The following is a 16,756-nucleotide window of genomic DNA, read 5'->3' as shown; positions in this document are numbered from 1 at the left end:
TAATGTTTCTTAGCGGTTTTTTTATCTTTACTGTTCATCAAAAAAGTCCTCGTCAATTTGTTTAATCTCATATGTTGTCTTTACTTGAATGCCAACGTTAAATTCATGCATTAATGTTACTAATTTCTGTCCGTCAATGCATATAATTTTGTGGTGAGCAGAACGAGCTTTATCAAGTGACTTTTCATCAAATTCTGATGTTGTTACAAACACTCCTTTATTTGTGTCACCACTCATTGCTCCAATAAAATTTCGAATGTCTTTTTCTCTTACCTTACCTTCATTGAATCGTTTTGCTTGGATATAAATTTTATCAAGCCCGAGCTTATCCTCATTTATGATTCCATCAATTCCACCGTCATTTGATTTTGAAGTCTCAATGAATTCTCCATAACCCATTTTCTTCAATAGTCGCAAAACTACCTTCTCAAAAAAGTATGGATCAATGCTCTTTAATTTTTGAAGAAGGTCCGCTTTTACATCGCTATCAATTCGATTGAAACCTTCGTCTATAAGATCTTGTGGAGATGAAATCTCAGCTTGAGTTTTAATGTCAACTGTCACAGAGACTTTTTCTTGTTTGTAAAAGTCGAACAATGAACTTTCATTTTCTAAGTCTCTTACTGTTAATGTTGCGGAGTGGTTTTTGCCTTTCTCAGTAATTTGAACAAATCCACGTTGCGGAAATATTATATAACCTCCTTTTTTTAAATACGATTTTCCCCATGCTATTCTATTGTCAATAAGCAAGTCACCTGACTTTGTTTCTTGTTTTAATTGTTCTTCAGATAAGTCAGAATAAAACCTTGTTTTTACTTCCTCTAAAAGTTCTCGGGACTTTAAAACTTTATCGTCTTTAAGAATTTCAAGAATTGGAATAAAAGTCTCATCAAATTTTGGTATTTCCATTTGTGCCTTGTTGTCGTTTATAAAATGACCAATAATGGATTTGGCATAGATGCTGCATCGTCAAACCTTAGCAGCCAAAAGTATGAAATTAATTTTTTAATACTAGAAAAAATTACAAGAAAATGATTTCTGATGCCTGGTGTTGTAGAGTCTATGCTTTTGTAGTTGGCAGTTTATTGCTACCATAATGGTGTACTTTTCTTGAATATAAACCACTCGGCTAGCAGAGAAATAACTAAAAATAACCACATAAGTTTTTTCATGAGATTGGCAAATTGAGCATACTTTCTTTCATTGTCTCGTTTGTCCATATGATCAGCAACAGTAGATAATAGAAAAAGAATTGCACATAGAAGGACAATGCAAAATATCCATAAGGGTTCTGAATGTAACATTAAATTAATACCACGTCCTCTTCTTCCTGGAATAATGATTGGAAAACTGTTATTATATAACCCAATAATACTTAATGTTAAAATAATTATTGAAGCAAAAATATTAAACATTCGTTCTTCAATTTCGATTGTATTGGGAATATATTCTTTATTGTTTTCCTCTTTCATTATTAAAATTAAGAACTATTAAATCATTCCCGTCAATGTCAGAGTGTGAAAATACCTAAATCCAATGAGGTTACAATGCAATATTAAAAATTTTCTAAGCTAGGTATCCGAATATATTAAGCTTAGTGGGGAGTTATTTCACAACCTGACATTTTGCGGTTACCCAAAGGTTGGGACTTTTATTACAAAACTCGAATTGAAAAACTAATGTTTAATAAGCCTCAACCTTTCTTTGAAACAAGAAACCCCGCCTTTTGGGAAGGTATTGTTACCACTAGTACTTGTTGGTATTAATGAACAAATTCCATATTCTTTTTAAGAATCATATCTCATACTTTAGTCAGTTGTTTTAAACGGCCCTGAAACGATTGGAAATAATTTCTTTTAGTGGTATCATTTAGAAAAGAAGCAGCAACCATTTTTTCAACTAAATCTGATTTGGAAATCATCAACAACATAATATCCTGAAAAGTCTTTTCACTGATTTCAGCTTTCTTCGCTAGTTTGGCGAATTGCAAACCGATTTTGCCTTGGGCTAGATTTCTAGGCAATAGACCATCATCTAATGCAAAGTCTTTATCTTCTACATGGATACGGCTATTTAGCAAGTCATAAGCTGGGCTTAGTCGATAGTCTCCAAAAGGTGTTTCTAATATCGAGAAATTTTTAAAGTGTGCATCTCCATTTGAAAAAAGATAATTAAAGACAAGTATTTTTAAAAGTTTTGGTGCGTCTAACTTGTAGGTTGTTAAATATTGTTGCATTAATTCAAATAGATCTAAATAATTCCCGAGATACTTGTAGTGTTCTCCATGGGTTTGTGGGGTTCTTTTTGCTAAGGAAGCAAAGTCATCTTGAGCCAATTTTAAGCCGTCTTCTTTTACATCAAATCTTTTGGTGATGTAGGCAGGTGTACCATCTTTAAAAAATATCAATGCATTTTCTGCGGTCTCTATTCCATAAACCTGACGGGCAATTTGCATGGTTAAATGCTCATTGGCGGGCATTTGATCTGGCTTTTTACCTGCGCCTGGAATTGGTTTCAGAATATAAGTACCTTGTTCATTTTCATTAATAAGCCTTAGCTTGTTTTTGTCAAGCAATACAGAATATTTTTCTTGTACACCTGATATCGACATGCGGTTTCGATTCTCTTCAAACATCTGATCGGTTTCTGGATTGGATGCTGGAGAATCGTAAGGCAAAACATGATGCACCTTTTTGCCCTGGAAAACTCTATTCAAAGCGGTTCTGCTATACGTATTAAAACCTTCTGATAATGTACCGGGACAATATTTAATTTCTGGTAAACTCATTAATATTCTAGTTTAATAATTCTAACCGCACCTATGCTGTCATTTTTTGCAGTAGTCATGAGCAATCCGAAATAGTCCTCTCGGTCGATTCTATTTAGTTTGCATACCACTTGCTTATTAGATCCTTCAGGAAGCATGTTGAAAAAAAATGGAAATAGGTATTTAGAATGAAATTCTTTTTCGGTTTTAGGTAAAGTTAGACTGATGCTTTGCTTACTATTATTGCCTACCCAGTCATCGTGATAACGAAATGAAAACGAACCATCATCGTGTTGGGTTAAGATACCCGCTTCTTCATTCTTGTATAATACTTTGGCTTTTCTCATTTAGTAGGCGTTACATTTTTAATTTTTAGGCAAACCTCCATACCCAACACATCAGATATCTTTTGCAATGTTGACAGCGTAGGATTTCCTTTTCTGCTTTCAAACTGTTTTAGAGTTCTCAAACCAACACCTGATAGTTCTGCTAATCTTTCCTGTGTTACTTGTAGAGCTTCCCTGCGTTCTTTTATAGTTTTTATTAATTCTGTAAAGTGCATTATATAGCATTATTTCATGCAAATATAATACTAATTTTAAAAACTTCAACAAAAAGAGCAGTAAATCGCACTATGTTGTATATGTCTTGGTTTTTATTATGTAATTACAATAAAAGGTGCATCTTAAAGCACTATATTTTCTAGTAAAAGCATTTGTCTCGGTTTTAGTAGTATTGGTGGTAATGTTTTCGGGCTTTTCGTTCGGGCGGGTTTAGAACCACAAAGTTTCAATTTGTTAATACTGTTTGTCTTGTCCATCATTAATAATAGGTAACAATATGAGAAACGTTGAACCAAATAAAAGTCCATACAATTTCTTGAATCTTAAAATGACATAATATTTAATGGAAATAATTCAAAACACACACCCAACTCAGATGAATTAACAAAAAGTATGGAGCTACATCAATAATGAATCCTTTGGAATAGTCCAAAAAGGCTTATAACAAAAAAACAAGACGATGTTTATCTCACCAATAATTCATCTCGCCCAGGGCCCGTTGATAAAAAACTAATTGGAGCCGGGCAGACTGATTCTATATGTGCTAAATAGGTTTTAATGGCTGTGGGCAACTGATCAAAATGTTGGAATGATGCTAAGGATTGATTCCATCCTTTGAAGTCTAAGGTATCTACCCGGTCAATCATTCTCATATCGAAAGGTACTTCAATTGTATGAGTTCCATCTTTTAATTGATAGCCATTGGAGACAGATATTTGGTCGAAGTTATTGAGTACATCGATTTTGGTTAGACATAAATCCGTCACTCCATTGACCATCATGCTGTATTTTAATTGAACTAAATCAAGCCATCCGCATCGTCGCGCACGACCTGTTGTAGCTCCAAATTCACCGCCTTCTTTACGTAAGCGTTCTCCGATCTCATTATCCAATTCAGAAGGAAACGGTCCAGATCCAACTCTCGTACAATAAGCCTTAGCTATACCTATAACTTTACGAATGGAATTGGGTGGAACTCCTAATCCGGTGCTTACACCCGCAGTAATTGTATTCGATGAAGTAACGAATGGATAAGTTCCAAAATCTACGTCCAGCATGGTCCCTTGAGCACCTTCAGCAAGAATGGATACATTTTTTTGTAATAAATCGCCCAGCCAATATTCTGCATTGATGGTTTTTAGGGATCTTAGTTTTTCAATACTTTCAAGCCATTGTTTTTCCAAGGATTCTATTTCAAATTCTACGGCCGGATATTGTCGGATAAATTGTAGATGTTTTTCTTTTAATTGTTGATACTTGGTTTCAAAACCTGCAAGATGGATATCACCTACGCGAAGCCCATTCCGACCTGTTTTATCCATATAACAAGGTCCAATGCCCCTCAGTGTAGATCCAATTTTTTCTTTACCTTTGGATGCTTCAGAAGCGAGATCTATCCATCTATGGCTGGGTAATATTAAATGAGTCTTCAAAGAGACCAACAATCGTTCTTTCAAATCAGGAACCTGAGCATGAATTTGATCGATTTCTTTGGCTAAGGTTATAGGATCTAAAACAACACCGTTGCCGATGACATTTAAGGTATTTTTTCTGAATATACCGGAAGGAATGGTATGTAGGACATACTTAACCCCATCGACGTAAAGGGTGTGACCAGCATTAGGCCCGCCCTGAAATCTACAAACTACTTGATATTGATCAGCTAAATAATCTACGATTTTTCCTTTTCCTTCATCCCCCCATTGGAGGCCGAGTATTACATCTACAGGCATGATGTGAGCGAGATTGGTAAGGGGCGAAGGTAAATAAAAGATTAGACTTTAGCTTAAGCATTTATCCCAATTTATGCATTAGACTTTCTATTCCAAGTCAAAATACCTTCAAATACAATCACTTCCTCGATTTTTCTCCTTCACCATAGAGATGGCTATGGCTTGTCAAAAAATCTTGCGGGAGCGCTTGTCTTTATTGGTCTTTTGCCTTTCATAACGAAACCCTAATGCATAAAATGGGATTATAAAAATAAACATATATCCTGTTTGAATCTTAGTTATATTGTCTTGGATTGAACTAAAAGATTGTAAATGTTAAATCCAAAAAATGCATTACCTGCTTTCGTTATTTAAACAACCCTATTTGCCAAAATTTGTAAGGATAAGGGATATAAGTCAATGGCCCCGGGGTCAAGGATTCATCAGTAAACAATATACCCCATCTGATCAGTTCTAGACTGGACCGAACTCCAGAATAATTTTTAACTAAATTCCATGCCCGATACATGTCCTTGGACCAATGGATATCATCCATGAGAATGATACCCTTGGGGTTTAATAATTTTAAAAGTTGTTGGACATATAGACAGGTTGATTCAAATGAATGATCACCATCCAAGAATATGAAATCATACCGCTCATTTTTGTGATCTTCTAAGAATTCATTGAATCTAGCATGTTTTATAGTAGCGTATTTCAGTTTATGACTTTGTAATAATTGTAATGTGTTTTTTGCAAAATATGGGTTGCCTTCCACTCCGGTTAAAGAAGCCTTGCGATCTACAATTCCCATCGTTAAAGTACTGACCCCTAGGCATGAACCCAATTCCAGCATGCGTTTAGGCTTTATGTAATAGACGAGCCGATACAATTCAAAAAGTCTGGGTAGGGGTGATAAGGCATTTTTAGCAAACTTTCCTAAATTTTGTCCTGTTTGTTGTCGCTCCTCACCAAACGGATTGGATGGGATCACATCATTTGAAGTAATCGTCTGGTGATAAGCCTGGTGTATGGTTCTAAAATCATAGTAACTGCTATCCTGATCAAAAACGGATTGGATTAAATCATAAATATAGGGACTGTGAATTCGGTAAATCGTTTCAGCACGCCAATAATAGCGGGCGAAAATCCAGATTTTTTCTAATAATTGATTTAAATGCCTCATTGAGAAGGCGAATATATTAAAATAAATTATATTTGTAAATTATTACTATATCATGTATATGAAGAACAACACTATATTTCAAATAAAATTTTTTGTAAGTATTTTTTTCATTAGTGTCGGTGTATCCGGGTTTAGTCAATTTGAATTTAAGGAAGCCATATTTCAAAAAACTTTTTTTTCCGGAATACCCATTTCTATAACAGATATCAATGGGGATTACACGGATGATCTGATCGTATTAGACCAGGGAAAACGCTTATGGATAGGATTAAACTCCGGACAAGGACACTATTTTTGGAATAACCTAAATGCCGAATCCAATTCAGTACTCTGGTCTGTTAATATTGCTGATTTAGACCGCAATGGTTATCAGGATATCATACTTGGTGGGAGTAACGATGGCATAAAGGTTTATTACCAATACCAGCAAGGATTTCAGAAAGTGGGTCTGGATCAATCCTTGTTTTTTTCACAATCCGCCACTGTTTATGATATCAATAGAGATGGGTGGATGGACTATACCATTTGTGATGATAATGCAAAATCAAAAGTATACATCAATCGAAAAGGGATTTTGGAATTGGATACCAATTTGATTCAGTTAGGTTTAACGCCATCAAGTATGGAGGCAGGTAATTATGGAATACTTTGGTCTGACTTTGATCAGGACGGTGATGGCGATCTTTATATTTCTAAGTGTAGAGCCGGTGTAGATAATCCATCAGACAAAAGAAGGATTAATTTATACTATCGCAACGATCATGGTGTTTTTACAGAACAGGGTGAAGCCTATGGAATAGCTTGCAATGATCAAAGTTGGACAAGTTTAAATGGAGATATAAATGGAGATGGCACTCTGGATTTGATTGTTTTAAATCACTATTCTCCGAATAAAATTTATATCCAAAAATCAAACGGATTATTTGATGATGTCACCGTTTCATCAGGTCTGAATTATCAGGGTACACCATTGGAAGGAGCTTTAAAAGATTGGGACAACGATAGTGATTTAGATTTATTGATTGCAGGGACACAGGTAGAATTATGGCTGAATGACGGCTTAGGGCATTTCACTAAAACCTATACGAATTTCGGCGCCAAACCATTTTCTTCCTTTGCAGTAGGTGATATAAACAAGGATGGTTATCTCGATATTTATGCCTCATACGCTGATTTATTGAATTACCCCACCAATCAAAAAGACCAACTTTGGTTGCACCCGGGAGGTCAGAACCATTGGGTAAGTTTGAGTTTCAAAGGTACCATATCCAATTTAAACGGGATTGGTTGTATGGTCTATTATTATCTGGGTGGGCAGAAGTTCGTTCGGGAATTACAAGGCGGCGAATCCTTTGGAATTCAAAATAGCTTGAATATGTATCTAGGACTCAAAGATCATACGAACATTGATAGTTTGCTGGTTATTTGGCCAAGCGGAATTAAAGATGTGTATTATCATTTAGTAGCAGATCGACCCTATTTAATTGAAGAAAATGGATGTTGCACATCTCAGACAGAAATCAATCCAAACTTTGATATTGTTAAATGCAAAGGGGAAGAAAGTAAGCTCCAATGTTCTTCCGGATTAACTCAGTGGGTATGGAATACGAAAGAGACCAAAGAAGCAATAAACATTAAACAACCCGGCATTTATTTTTATCAAGCAAGAGATTCCAATCATTGCCTGGTTCAATCTAAACCTATTGGATTAATCATAGATCCCATTGAGACTCCTAGACTTAATTATCAATATGAAAAATTAATTTGTGATGGTGTTTATTTGCCCTTAAGTGTCGTAGGATACAAGCATATTAAGTGGTGGAATGGCGATACGAATACCGTTCAAAAAATAGATCAGTCCGGAATATATTTTGCCACCGTTCAGGGACTTTGTCAGGAATTCAATACCGATACACTTCATCTGACTAAAATAGATCCATTAGCGACTCCTAAGGTTCAAGTCGATACCTTATTTGGTCCGGGAAAAGCACTATTAAAAGGAGATCGGGAGGAGCTGAATTGGTATGAAAATGAATCGGACCATACACCCCTATTTGTAGGTAAAAATTTTGAAAGTCCGGAATTAAAAGCTTCGCGGCAATATTGGGTTGAAGGTTTTACAAGTACCCAATACCAGGGCATTCATGGAGGAATGTCAAAGCCTGTATTTGAGTCAGGAGCCTATCATGCTTCTTTTTTAAATCCTGAAATGTTCTTTAATGCTTATCAAGATTTTATTTTAGATTCTGTTACCGTTTTTACGGATCGCGCAGGAATAAGAATTATAGAATTGAGAGATGGAAATAAGAAAGTATTATTATCATCCACACATGATTTAGTTATAGGAAAGAATCAAATCTTTTTAGGATTTAGTGTACCACAATCTAAAGGATTGTATAGTATTTCAACCAATGAGGACAACAATAAAACAGCATTAGGAACCTCTAGTCCAAGATTGGAGCGAAGCAACATTGGTTTTTACTATCCTTTTTTTATTCAGGATAAATGCCGTATTCTAACTTCCAGTGTGAGTGATGCCTATTATTATGCATTTTTTGATTGGGTCATTAGGCCTCTTGATGAAATTTGTACCAGTGATCGTATTGCAGTTCCAGTGGTCATAAGTCCCGTAAATAATGAGGATTTAAAACATCAAACAAATAAAATTCGGGTACAGCAGAATAAAGAAGAACTTATCATTTCATGTCATTCTGGAGTTATGACTCAAGTTCAAATTGTGAACGTACAAGGGCACATATTATATGATTCGAAAAAGGAATTAAGTACTTATGTGATCCCAATAGACCTATGGGTACAGGGTATTTATTTTATCGTTACGGTTGATGAATTCGGCAGTACAAATTATCAAAAAGTGATATTAAATTAACAAGAATAGATAATCTGCAATATCATATCTCCTTGCCCTGACCAAAATTGACAGGCCGCTGAAAAGTTATTTTAGTTATTTGACATTCTTTTAAATATTATTTTTCATTTTAAATAACAACTTTTTGTTCTTTTTTCATGAAAAAAAAGAACCAAAAATTCTAGCCTGCCTGACTAGCCACGCAGGCAGGGCTGTAAGGTCTAAGCCTAAAATGATTTCATAAAACCTAAATTCAAAAAACTCGCCATTGACCTTTTATCTTTTGCATGGATTCACACTTGCTCAGATCGCTTTCCAGTTTTCTTAATTTGCATAGTTTTGAGCTCATACAGTTTTGAATTTTTAACGGTTTCATTCCATCATTTTTTCACGGCTTATCCCTTAAGGCCGGCTCAAATTTCTATGGCTACTTATTATTATATATTTTTTCTGGAGTTTAAATTGCGAATTTGCCCAAAGGATGATTATAAATTTGTGAATAAGACAAAGAATTCTGAAGCTACTTGTATCAGAATAAAGTAGACAATTGATAAATTTCAAAATATACTAAAAAAACAAAGAGGCCTTGAACAATTATCCAAGACCTCTTTAAGGGTGGTAGACCGGGCTCGAACCGGCGACCCTCGGTACCACAAACCGATGCTCTAACCAACTGAGCTACAACCACCATGTTACCCACTAATCGGCATGAAGTATGCCGAATGGGAGCGCAAATATATAAAAAATAATTTTATTGTTGTTGTGGTTCGGATTGAAGTGTAAATTTTCGTTCGACAGGATTTAGAGGAACATTCACCAAAGCACCTAAAGAGTCGATTAGACTCAGTTTAATGGTGTTTTCACCCATTGGAAGCCCTTCTAAATAGTAAGGTTGCCACGTATCGATCGTAAATTCTTTTCCGTTAATATCAGCTTTTACCTTATAATTTGGTCCAAGGGTACAATTCGCTAAATAAAAATCCAACATGATTTTTTTAGTGTCAGCACCTATATAAATTCCTTTTGGACGGCTGTAAAAGATCATGGGTTGGGTAACAGGACTCACCTTGGTAAACGTATTCTGGGCAATATTAGCCAATACCAATGCACTTGCTGCTTTGGTTTTAATACTTTCATGGTAAGATCTGGAAAGAAAAGCTAGTATATAATGCTCCCCACTGTCGATTGGAAAGTCAAATGAAGGCGTGTATTTTGCCTCATAAGGTTTATTATCGACGATAAGGTGAATATGTTGACCTTTATCTGAATTCGCGCACATCTTTTGCGGTGCGTCAGGCGTTTGCATTCCCAATTGATAATTACCACTAATCCCAAATTCGAATGTTCCATTCAGATAGGTCATTGAACTTAAACTAACATCGGGAAATTCATGTGAAGGTGCGAAAGGGGTCATGACTACCTCACTATGAGATGGATCATTGGTTTTTTGAGAAGGGCTGTTTTGTTTGCAAGAAAAGAAGAATAATGTGCTCATAAACAAGCTTAAACACAATAATTTTTTCATATTTTAAATTTTTATATATATTTTCCATAAAATTATGCAAATTTGTGACATCTTTTCATTTTAATATTTACTATCTGTGGAATTACTCTCTGATGAGCACATTTTTAACTTAATTAAGGATGGTAAGGAAGAGGGAATCAATCAATTGTTTCATAAATATTATAAGTCCATAGTTATTAAAATTCATAGAATGTTAATGGATCAGCAAATAGCCGAGGATTTAACACAAGAACTATTCATGGATTTTTGGTCCAAAAGAGATCAAATTGCAATTCAACAGTCCATTGGCTCTTATTTGAACAGAGCAGCATACAATCGGGCATTAAACTTCATTAAATTAAAGAAACTAAGCTTCAATGATCTGGATTCAGTCAATGAAATAGATTTTATAAATCAAGACGAATATGATGAGGAGTCTGATTATGATCTCCAACTTGCTCAGGTGTATAAAACCATTGAAAACTTACCAGAGAAATGCAGAATTGTCTTTTCAATGAGCCGATTTGAAGAGATGACCTATGCTATGATTGCCAAAGAATTGGGAATTTCAATTAAAACTGTTGAAAATCAAATATCAAAAGCACTTAAATATTTAAGAAATCAAATAAAAAAAGAGTAATATTGTAGGGGGTTGGATAGATTATGTTGTCCTATATTTGTAAAACATATTTATGAATGCATTAAATTACATACACAAAAGACTTTCAGGAGCGCTAAACTCCCAGGAAGTGGAGGTATTTAATGCATGGTTGGATGCAGATTCAAGGAATAGAACCATATATGAACAACAAAAACGTATTTGGGATCAATCTGCCAATTTTGGCTCTGACTTGAATGTTGATGTGGATAAAGCCCTATTATTGTTCAAATCTAAAATTGCTACAGTAGACCAAGTTCCTAAAGAAGCCAAAAAAGTAAGCCTTTTCTCAAATCCATTTTTAAGAATTGCAGCATCCATTTTGTTTATTTTTGGATCTGTAGCCATTTGGTATGTAATGTCAGATAATGTTGTTACACATGACCAATTGGTTCAAACAGATGCTATTATAAAGAAATTGACATTAGCAGATAACTCTCAAATAACATTGAATGAGAAGTCTTCGCTGAGCTATCCTGAATCTTTCCCTGGTAGGGAAAGACGTGTAGCATTAAAGGGAGAAGCATTTTTCGCTATTGCTAAGAATCCAGAGAAGCCTTTTATTATTAGCACCGAATCCGGAGAAATTAAAGTACTGGGTACGCGTTTTAATGTAAAAGAAACCACAAATCCTTCAGGAATTGAAGTTTTGGTTGAAGAAGGTCGTGTTTCATTCCAGACTAAATCGAAGGATGCAGTCCATATATTAAGTGCTGGTGATAAATTAATCTTGAATAATACTACCAACCAAATTCTCATTCAGCACAAGTCGAATATGAATGATTTGGTTTGGTTTACCCACTCATTGGAATATGTGAATGCGAAGCTTGGAACAGTTGTTAGCGACCTAAGTAAGTATTTTAAAGTGCCTATTCATCTAGAACAACCATGTCTAGAAGGCCTTCGATTTACTTCACCTATGGATCTTAGCAAAAATCAAGATGTCAAAAGAATAGTAGAAATTCTAACTGAAAGTTTAAATCTTAAAGTAATACCTAGTCAGACGGATACCATTATTCTAGATGGTGTATGCCAGTAAATTTGTAACTTCACCGCTTGTAAAATCAAGCTTTTTTGAAGAAACGATTCACAACATGTTGCTTCTTGTTCATTTTTTATTATTGTTCTGCACAAGAACAATTTACACATAATATATACTTTAAATCTGATGCTCAATCCCTCGATCAAACATTAATTCAACTCAGTAAGGTATCACAAATTAATATTTCATTTGACCATACTTTGGTTTCAGGATTTAAGGCAGCCCCGATAAACCAATCGAGTACCTTCAAGGAAATCTTAGAAGAATTATTAGCTCCGACTAAATTGAAGTATAAAATTCTGGAAGACCAACAAATAGTTATTAAAGGAAAAAAGGAAAGCAATCCTAAATATTATTTATCAGGTCGAATTTCTGATAGTATTACTGGTGAATTTTTAATTGGTGCTATCGTTTATGATCAATTATCTGGAAAGCATATTGAAACTAATGATTATGGATTTTATAGTATCAATACTACGAATGAAATAGTGCAATTGGAATGTTATTATTTAGGCTATGCCAAATGGAAACAAAGAATCATATTAAAGAATCAAAACACAACAAGAAATATTTTTTTGTCGCCCGCTATTTCACTTCCTGAAGTAGTAGTAACTCAGAAAACCCCACATGCAAATAATCTGAATGAACATCCTGACATTAATCTAACAGATTTAAAAAATAACCCCAAGGTGCTAGGCCAACAAGATATCGTTAGAGGCTTAATGTTGGAACCAGGAATAACCAGTGGAGCCGATGGTTTCGGTGGATTGAATTGCAGAGGAGGAAGCTATGATCAGAATCTTTTTTTATTAGATGATGTTCCGGTCTATTATCCGAGTCACGGTCTGGGGCTGATGAGTATATTTAATGCAGATGCTATTCGTAATATTCGTTTTTTCAAATCAAATATTCCAGCAGCGTATAATGGCAGGTTATCTAGTATTATAGATGTTCATACTAAGGATGGTAATTTGAATCAATGGTCTTCTGATATTAGCATTGGATTACTTAATGCGAACGCATTAATAGAAGGACCAATTATTAAAAATAAACTTTCGATATTAGTAGCAGGTCGAAGAACCATCCTTGATCCATTTATTAAAGAAACGACTAAATTTTTTAAAGATAAAGAAGGAAAAGAAGGATATTCAAATTATTATTTTTATGATTTGAATGCAAAAATAAATTTAAAAATTTCGAATAAACAGCGATTTTATTTAAGTTATTATCAAGGGAAGGATTTATTCACTGATGAAGAATTATTATTTGATATTCAAGATCAGGAAGCAACGACTTACAAGAAATTTTATCATTTGAGCTGGCGTAACGAATTACTTTCTGCTCGTTATAATGTACAACTAGCCAAGAATTTATTCTCAAATGTGGTTGTTTATAGTAGTAAATTTCAAAGTACATCCGAACAATATAATTCGTATGTTTCGCAAGTGTCTAATGTTCGAAATGATTCAGCATTACTGGGTAGATCATTTTATTCAAACATATTAGAAAAAGGATTATTATGGAGATTGGATTATTCACTCAGTACGCATCATCGAATAATAATGGGAATAAAATTATCTGACCAGATTTTTAAACCAACAATATATAGTTACAACCAAAAGAATTTTTTAAATACAGATTTAATTCAATTTATTCCTGAACCAAATGACAGCATTGGCACCGTTAATCGTAAAAAAAATCAGGAATATAATTTTTATATTGAAGATCAATATACGATTAGAAAAATATTGGAATTGACAGCAGGATTTAGATCTGCAGTATTTACTTATGATCACATCAATCAAGGCTCCATTTTTCCAAGAATTGCCATTCAATCTAAAGCGTGGAACAATGTGGTTATTGGAGGAGCTTGGGATCAACAAATACAATCTTTGCATCTGTTGAATTCAAATTCTATTGGTTTACCAACGGATTTATGGATTCCTTCAACACAACAATTCAAGCCCCAACATATGGAGTCTTTTACTCTATTTATGAATCTCAACGTTCTCAAACATCAATGGCGTTTTGAAGCCTACGATAAGGCATTAAAAGGATTAATTCATATCAAAGAAGGGGCGAGTTTTGATTTAGGAAGTTTGAATACCTGGCAAGACCAGGTTGTATTGGGTAAAGGACATTCAAAGGGATTTGAAGCAAGTGTTGAAGGTAAAATGGAATCCCTGAAGTATCGATTAAATTATACAAGATCTCATTCTACCAGACATTTTGCAGAAATCAACAATGGGCAGACGTTTGATTATTTGTTTGACCGACCACATCAACTTAATATAAGTCTGTATTGGAATGTAATGCCACATTTAGTTATATCATCGTTGTTTGAATATAGTTCCGGAAGTCCGATCAGTTTACCTATTGGAAAATATGAGTACATATCTAGGGATTTAGATGCAACTAAAACCATAGTATTTGTCAATGATGAAATCAATGGATTGCGCTTACCAAATTATATGAGATTGGATTTGGGTTTAAATTATACTATACGCAACACAAAGAACATTCAGGAAATCAGTTTTGGAATTTATAATATTTTAAATCGAAGAAATCCTGTTTTTATTGAATTGGCATCAGATCCTAAGAATCCAACACAGGATATATTTAACCAGGTTAGCCTGATGCCATTTCTACCTTCATTAAGTTATCGTATCAAATGGAACTAATGGACAAATATCGATTTCAATATACGTTTACAAGAATACCCGATGTTATGAGGTTTAGCAAATTATTTTATGTAGTCTTTTTATTGACTTGTATGCAATGCAGGAGTCCATATAACATAGATATTGGCGATCAGAATGTATTGTATCAAGTATCTGCTTATGTAGTTCCATCAAAACCTATACTTTTTTATGTGTCCAAAGTTGGCCAGCCAGTCGGGGAAGCTGATTACCAACTCAAGGATACTGCCAAAATTTATTTTACAAACGGCAGTAATGAATATCTCATTGAACCTAAATATTTTCCAAATCAATTAAATCCTGTTTATCAATTGTCTAATTGGAATGCAACTTCTGACGAAAGTGAAATTAAAGTAATATTTAATTCAGGACAAGAATTAAGTTCTAAGGTCGGTATTCCAAAAGATTCGATTTCATGTAGTATTGATTATACTGAGACCAGTTTTATTGATAATGCAGTCCAAAGCGTAAAACTACAAATGCATTGGCCGGATCAAACACAGACATTTCATTATTACCATTTGGTTATTAAAAAAGTAGACTGGAATTATGACGGACAGGGTGGATATAAGTCTGAGGGCCTTTCTAATGTAGAAATAACACCTGCTGACAGCAGAAGCCTCAAGGGAGTTACGATCTTGAGTCATGAACCGGGCCTCCTATTAACAGATGCCCTCTTAATGGAAAACAACATGAATTTGGATTTATTGGTTAAAACCACAGGGCCGATTAGTAGGAATAAGGAACGATTTAAGGAATTACAGATAGAACTAAGGACGGTTTCTGAAGAATATTATAAGTTTCACAAGTCTGTAGCGCTACAATTGTCGTCAAGTCAATCGGGTTTTCCTGTTTTGGAACCCATACGAACTTATACTAATATCATTGGTGGGCAAGGCATTTTTGCCTCCTACAGGAGTACATTTAGTACTAAATTGATTCAATAATAATTATTTTAATAGTTTTTTGTAGAAATTGCTGTGGTTGTCTATCTTTGCGCCCACTCGGAGGAATGGCAGAGCGGTCGAACGCGGCGGTCTTGAAAACCGTTGACTGTAACAGGTCCGGGGGTTCGAATCCCTCTTCCTCCGCTTCTTTAAGAATGACCCCTATAATGAGTACATATGTCATACAATGTGTACATACTCTATTCTGAAGTTCAAGATAAATATTATATCGGCAGTACACAAGACGTTACTGAAAGACTCGTTCGCCATAATTCGGGAAAAGAAAAATATACAAGCAAGTATATTCCGTGGAATCTTGTGCTTAGTCTTGAAAAGGAAACTAGATCTGAAGCCTATCATCTTGAGATTAAGATAAAAAATCTTAACAGAGAAAAGCTTTTAAAATTTATTGAAAAATATAAATAATAATTCGAATGCAGACGCACTCTCCGAGTGGTCTGCATGCCGACCGAAGCGTCGGCATCCCTCTTCCTCCGCTTCTTTAAGAATGACCCCTATAATGAGTACATATGTCATACAATGTGTACATACTCTATTCTGAAGTTCAAGATAAATATTATATCGGCAGTACACAAGACGTTACTGAAAGACTCGTTCGCCATAATTCGGGAAAAGAAAAATATACAAGCAAGTATATTTCGTGGAATCTTGTGCTTAGTCTTGAAAAGGAAACTAGATCTGAAGCCTATCAACTTGAGATTAAGATAAAAAATCTTAACAGAGAAAAGCTTTTAAAATTTATTGAAAAATATAAATAATAATTCGAATGCAGACGCACTCTCCGAGTGGTC

Annotated in this window: 15 protein-coding genes and 2 tRNA genes; 8 read left to right on the top strand and 9 right to left on the bottom strand. The window is 34.6% G+C overall.

The features are described from left to right. Nucleotides 1-27 precede the first annotated feature (27 nt). The 7 genes from IPK88_03440 to IPK88_03410 all read right to left on the bottom strand — a co-directional run bounded on the left by IPK88_03440 (nucleotide 28) and on the right by IPK88_03410 (nucleotide 6,228). The gene (locus IPK88_03440; protein ID MBK8242454.1) at nucleotides 28-909 is read right to left on the bottom strand and encodes a restriction endonuclease; all 882 of its coding nucleotides are present in this window, start codon (nucleotides 907-909) and stop codon (nucleotides 28-30) included. A 179-nt stretch (nucleotides 910-1,088) separates the two neighbouring features. Next, the gene (locus tag IPK88_03435) at nucleotides 1,089-1,472 is read right to left on the bottom strand and encodes a hypothetical protein (protein ID MBK8242453.1); all 384 of its coding nucleotides are present in this window, start codon (nucleotides 1,470-1,472) and stop codon (nucleotides 1,089-1,091) included. A gap of 329 nt (nucleotides 1,473-1,801) precedes the next feature. Next, complete coding sequence (locus IPK88_03430; protein ID MBK8242452.1) at nucleotides 1,802-2,788, bottom strand: HipA domain-containing protein; 987 nt, start codon at nucleotides 2,786-2,788, stop codon at nucleotides 1,802-1,804. After that, nucleotides 2,788-3,114: a HipA N-terminal domain-containing protein gene (locus IPK88_03425; protein ID MBK8242451.1), complete on the bottom strand. Its 327-nt coding sequence runs from the start codon at nucleotides 3,112-3,114 to the stop codon at nucleotides 2,788-2,790. The genes IPK88_03430 and IPK88_03425 overlap by 1 nt, the downstream gene beginning before the upstream one ends. Then, entirely contained in the window at nucleotides 3,111-3,329 is a 219-nt protein-coding gene (locus tag IPK88_03420) for a helix-turn-helix transcriptional regulator (protein ID MBK8242450.1), read from the bottom strand. Before IPK88_03420 ends, IPK88_03425 begins: the two co-directional genes overlap by 4 nt. 465 nt (nucleotides 3,330-3,794) lie before the next feature. Then, entirely contained in the window at nucleotides 3,795-5,063 is a 1,269-nt protein-coding gene (locus tag IPK88_03415) for an adenylosuccinate synthase (protein ID MBK8242449.1), read from the bottom strand. A 346-nt stretch (nucleotides 5,064-5,409) separates the two neighbouring features. Then, nucleotides 5,410-6,228: a class I SAM-dependent methyltransferase gene (locus IPK88_03410; protein MBK8242448.1), complete on the bottom strand. Its 819-nt coding sequence runs from the start codon at nucleotides 6,226-6,228 to the stop codon at nucleotides 5,410-5,412. Between the two features lie 58 nt (nucleotides 6,229-6,286). Here IPK88_03410 and IPK88_03405 point away from each other — a divergent pair, with 58 nt between their 5' ends. Next, nucleotides 6,287-9,115, top strand: a complete 2,829-nt coding sequence (locus IPK88_03405; protein MBK8242447.1) for a CRTAC1 family protein — start codon at nucleotides 6,287-6,289, stop codon at nucleotides 9,113-9,115. Between the two features lie 592 nt (nucleotides 9,116-9,707). Here the strand turns inward: IPK88_03405 and IPK88_03400 are convergent. Together IPK88_03400 and IPK88_03395 are read right to left on the bottom strand one after the other, a co-directional pair. Then, nucleotides 9,708-9,783, bottom strand: a tRNA-His gene (locus tag IPK88_03400). A 62-nt stretch (nucleotides 9,784-9,845) separates the two neighbouring features. Further along, nucleotides 9,846-10,619, bottom strand: coding sequence for a phosphopeptide-binding protein (locus IPK88_03395; GenBank protein MBK8242446.1), 774 nt, complete (start codon nucleotides 10,617-10,619; stop codon nucleotides 9,846-9,848). Between the two features lie 76 nt (nucleotides 10,620-10,695). Here IPK88_03395 and IPK88_03390 point away from each other — a divergent pair, with 76 nt between their 5' ends. The 7 genes from IPK88_03390 to IPK88_03360 all read left to right on the top strand — a co-directional run bounded on the left by IPK88_03390 (nucleotide 10,696) and on the right by IPK88_03360 (nucleotide 16,723). After that, nucleotides 10,696-11,238: an RNA polymerase sigma-70 factor gene (locus tag IPK88_03390; GenBank protein ID MBK8242445.1), complete on the top strand. Its 543-nt coding sequence runs from the start codon at nucleotides 10,696-10,698 to the stop codon at nucleotides 11,236-11,238. Nucleotides 11,239-11,290: 52 nt separating this feature from the next. Next, nucleotides 11,291-12,295 carry a FecR domain-containing protein gene (locus tag IPK88_03385; GenBank protein ID MBK8242444.1) on the top strand — a complete coding sequence of 335 codons (1,005 nt, stop codon included), beginning with the start codon at nucleotides 11,291-11,293 and terminating at the stop codon, nucleotides 12,293-12,295. 35 nt (nucleotides 12,296-12,330) lie between these two features. Beyond that, the gene (locus tag IPK88_03380) at nucleotides 12,331-14,979 is read left to right on the top strand and encodes a TonB-dependent receptor (GenBank protein MBK8242443.1); all 2,649 of its coding nucleotides are present in this window, start codon (nucleotides 12,331-12,333) and stop codon (nucleotides 14,977-14,979) included. Further along, the gene (locus tag IPK88_03375) at nucleotides 14,979-15,944 is read left to right on the top strand and encodes a DUF4249 family protein (GenBank protein MBK8242442.1); all 966 of its coding nucleotides are present in this window, start codon (nucleotides 14,979-14,981) and stop codon (nucleotides 15,942-15,944) included. Before IPK88_03380 ends, IPK88_03375 begins: the two co-directional genes overlap by 1 nt. Nucleotides 15,945-16,003: 59 nt before the next feature. Next, nucleotides 16,004-16,088: transfer RNA gene (locus IPK88_03370), tRNA-Ser, on the top strand. Nucleotides 16,089-16,121: 33 nt separating this feature from the next. Continuing rightward, nucleotides 16,122-16,370, top strand: a complete 249-nt coding sequence (locus IPK88_03365; protein MBK8242441.1) for a GIY-YIG nuclease family protein — start codon at nucleotides 16,122-16,124, stop codon at nucleotides 16,368-16,370. A 104-nt stretch (nucleotides 16,371-16,474) separates the two neighbouring features. After that, nucleotides 16,475-16,723 carry a GIY-YIG nuclease family protein gene (locus tag IPK88_03360; protein ID MBK8242440.1) on the top strand — a complete coding sequence of 83 codons (249 nt, stop codon included), beginning with the start codon at nucleotides 16,475-16,477 and terminating at the stop codon, nucleotides 16,721-16,723. The last annotated feature ends 33 nt before the right edge of the window (nucleotides 16,724-16,756 follow it).

The sequence above is a fragment of the Candidatus Defluviibacterium haderslevense genome, assembly GCA_016712225.1.
GTDB classification, from domain to species: Bacteria; Bacteroidota; Bacteroidia; order Chitinophagales; family Saprospiraceae; genus Vicinibacter; species Vicinibacter haderslevensis.
Note: the sequence above shows the minus strand (reverse complement) of the source record. Positions and strands in the feature narration are given on the sequence as shown.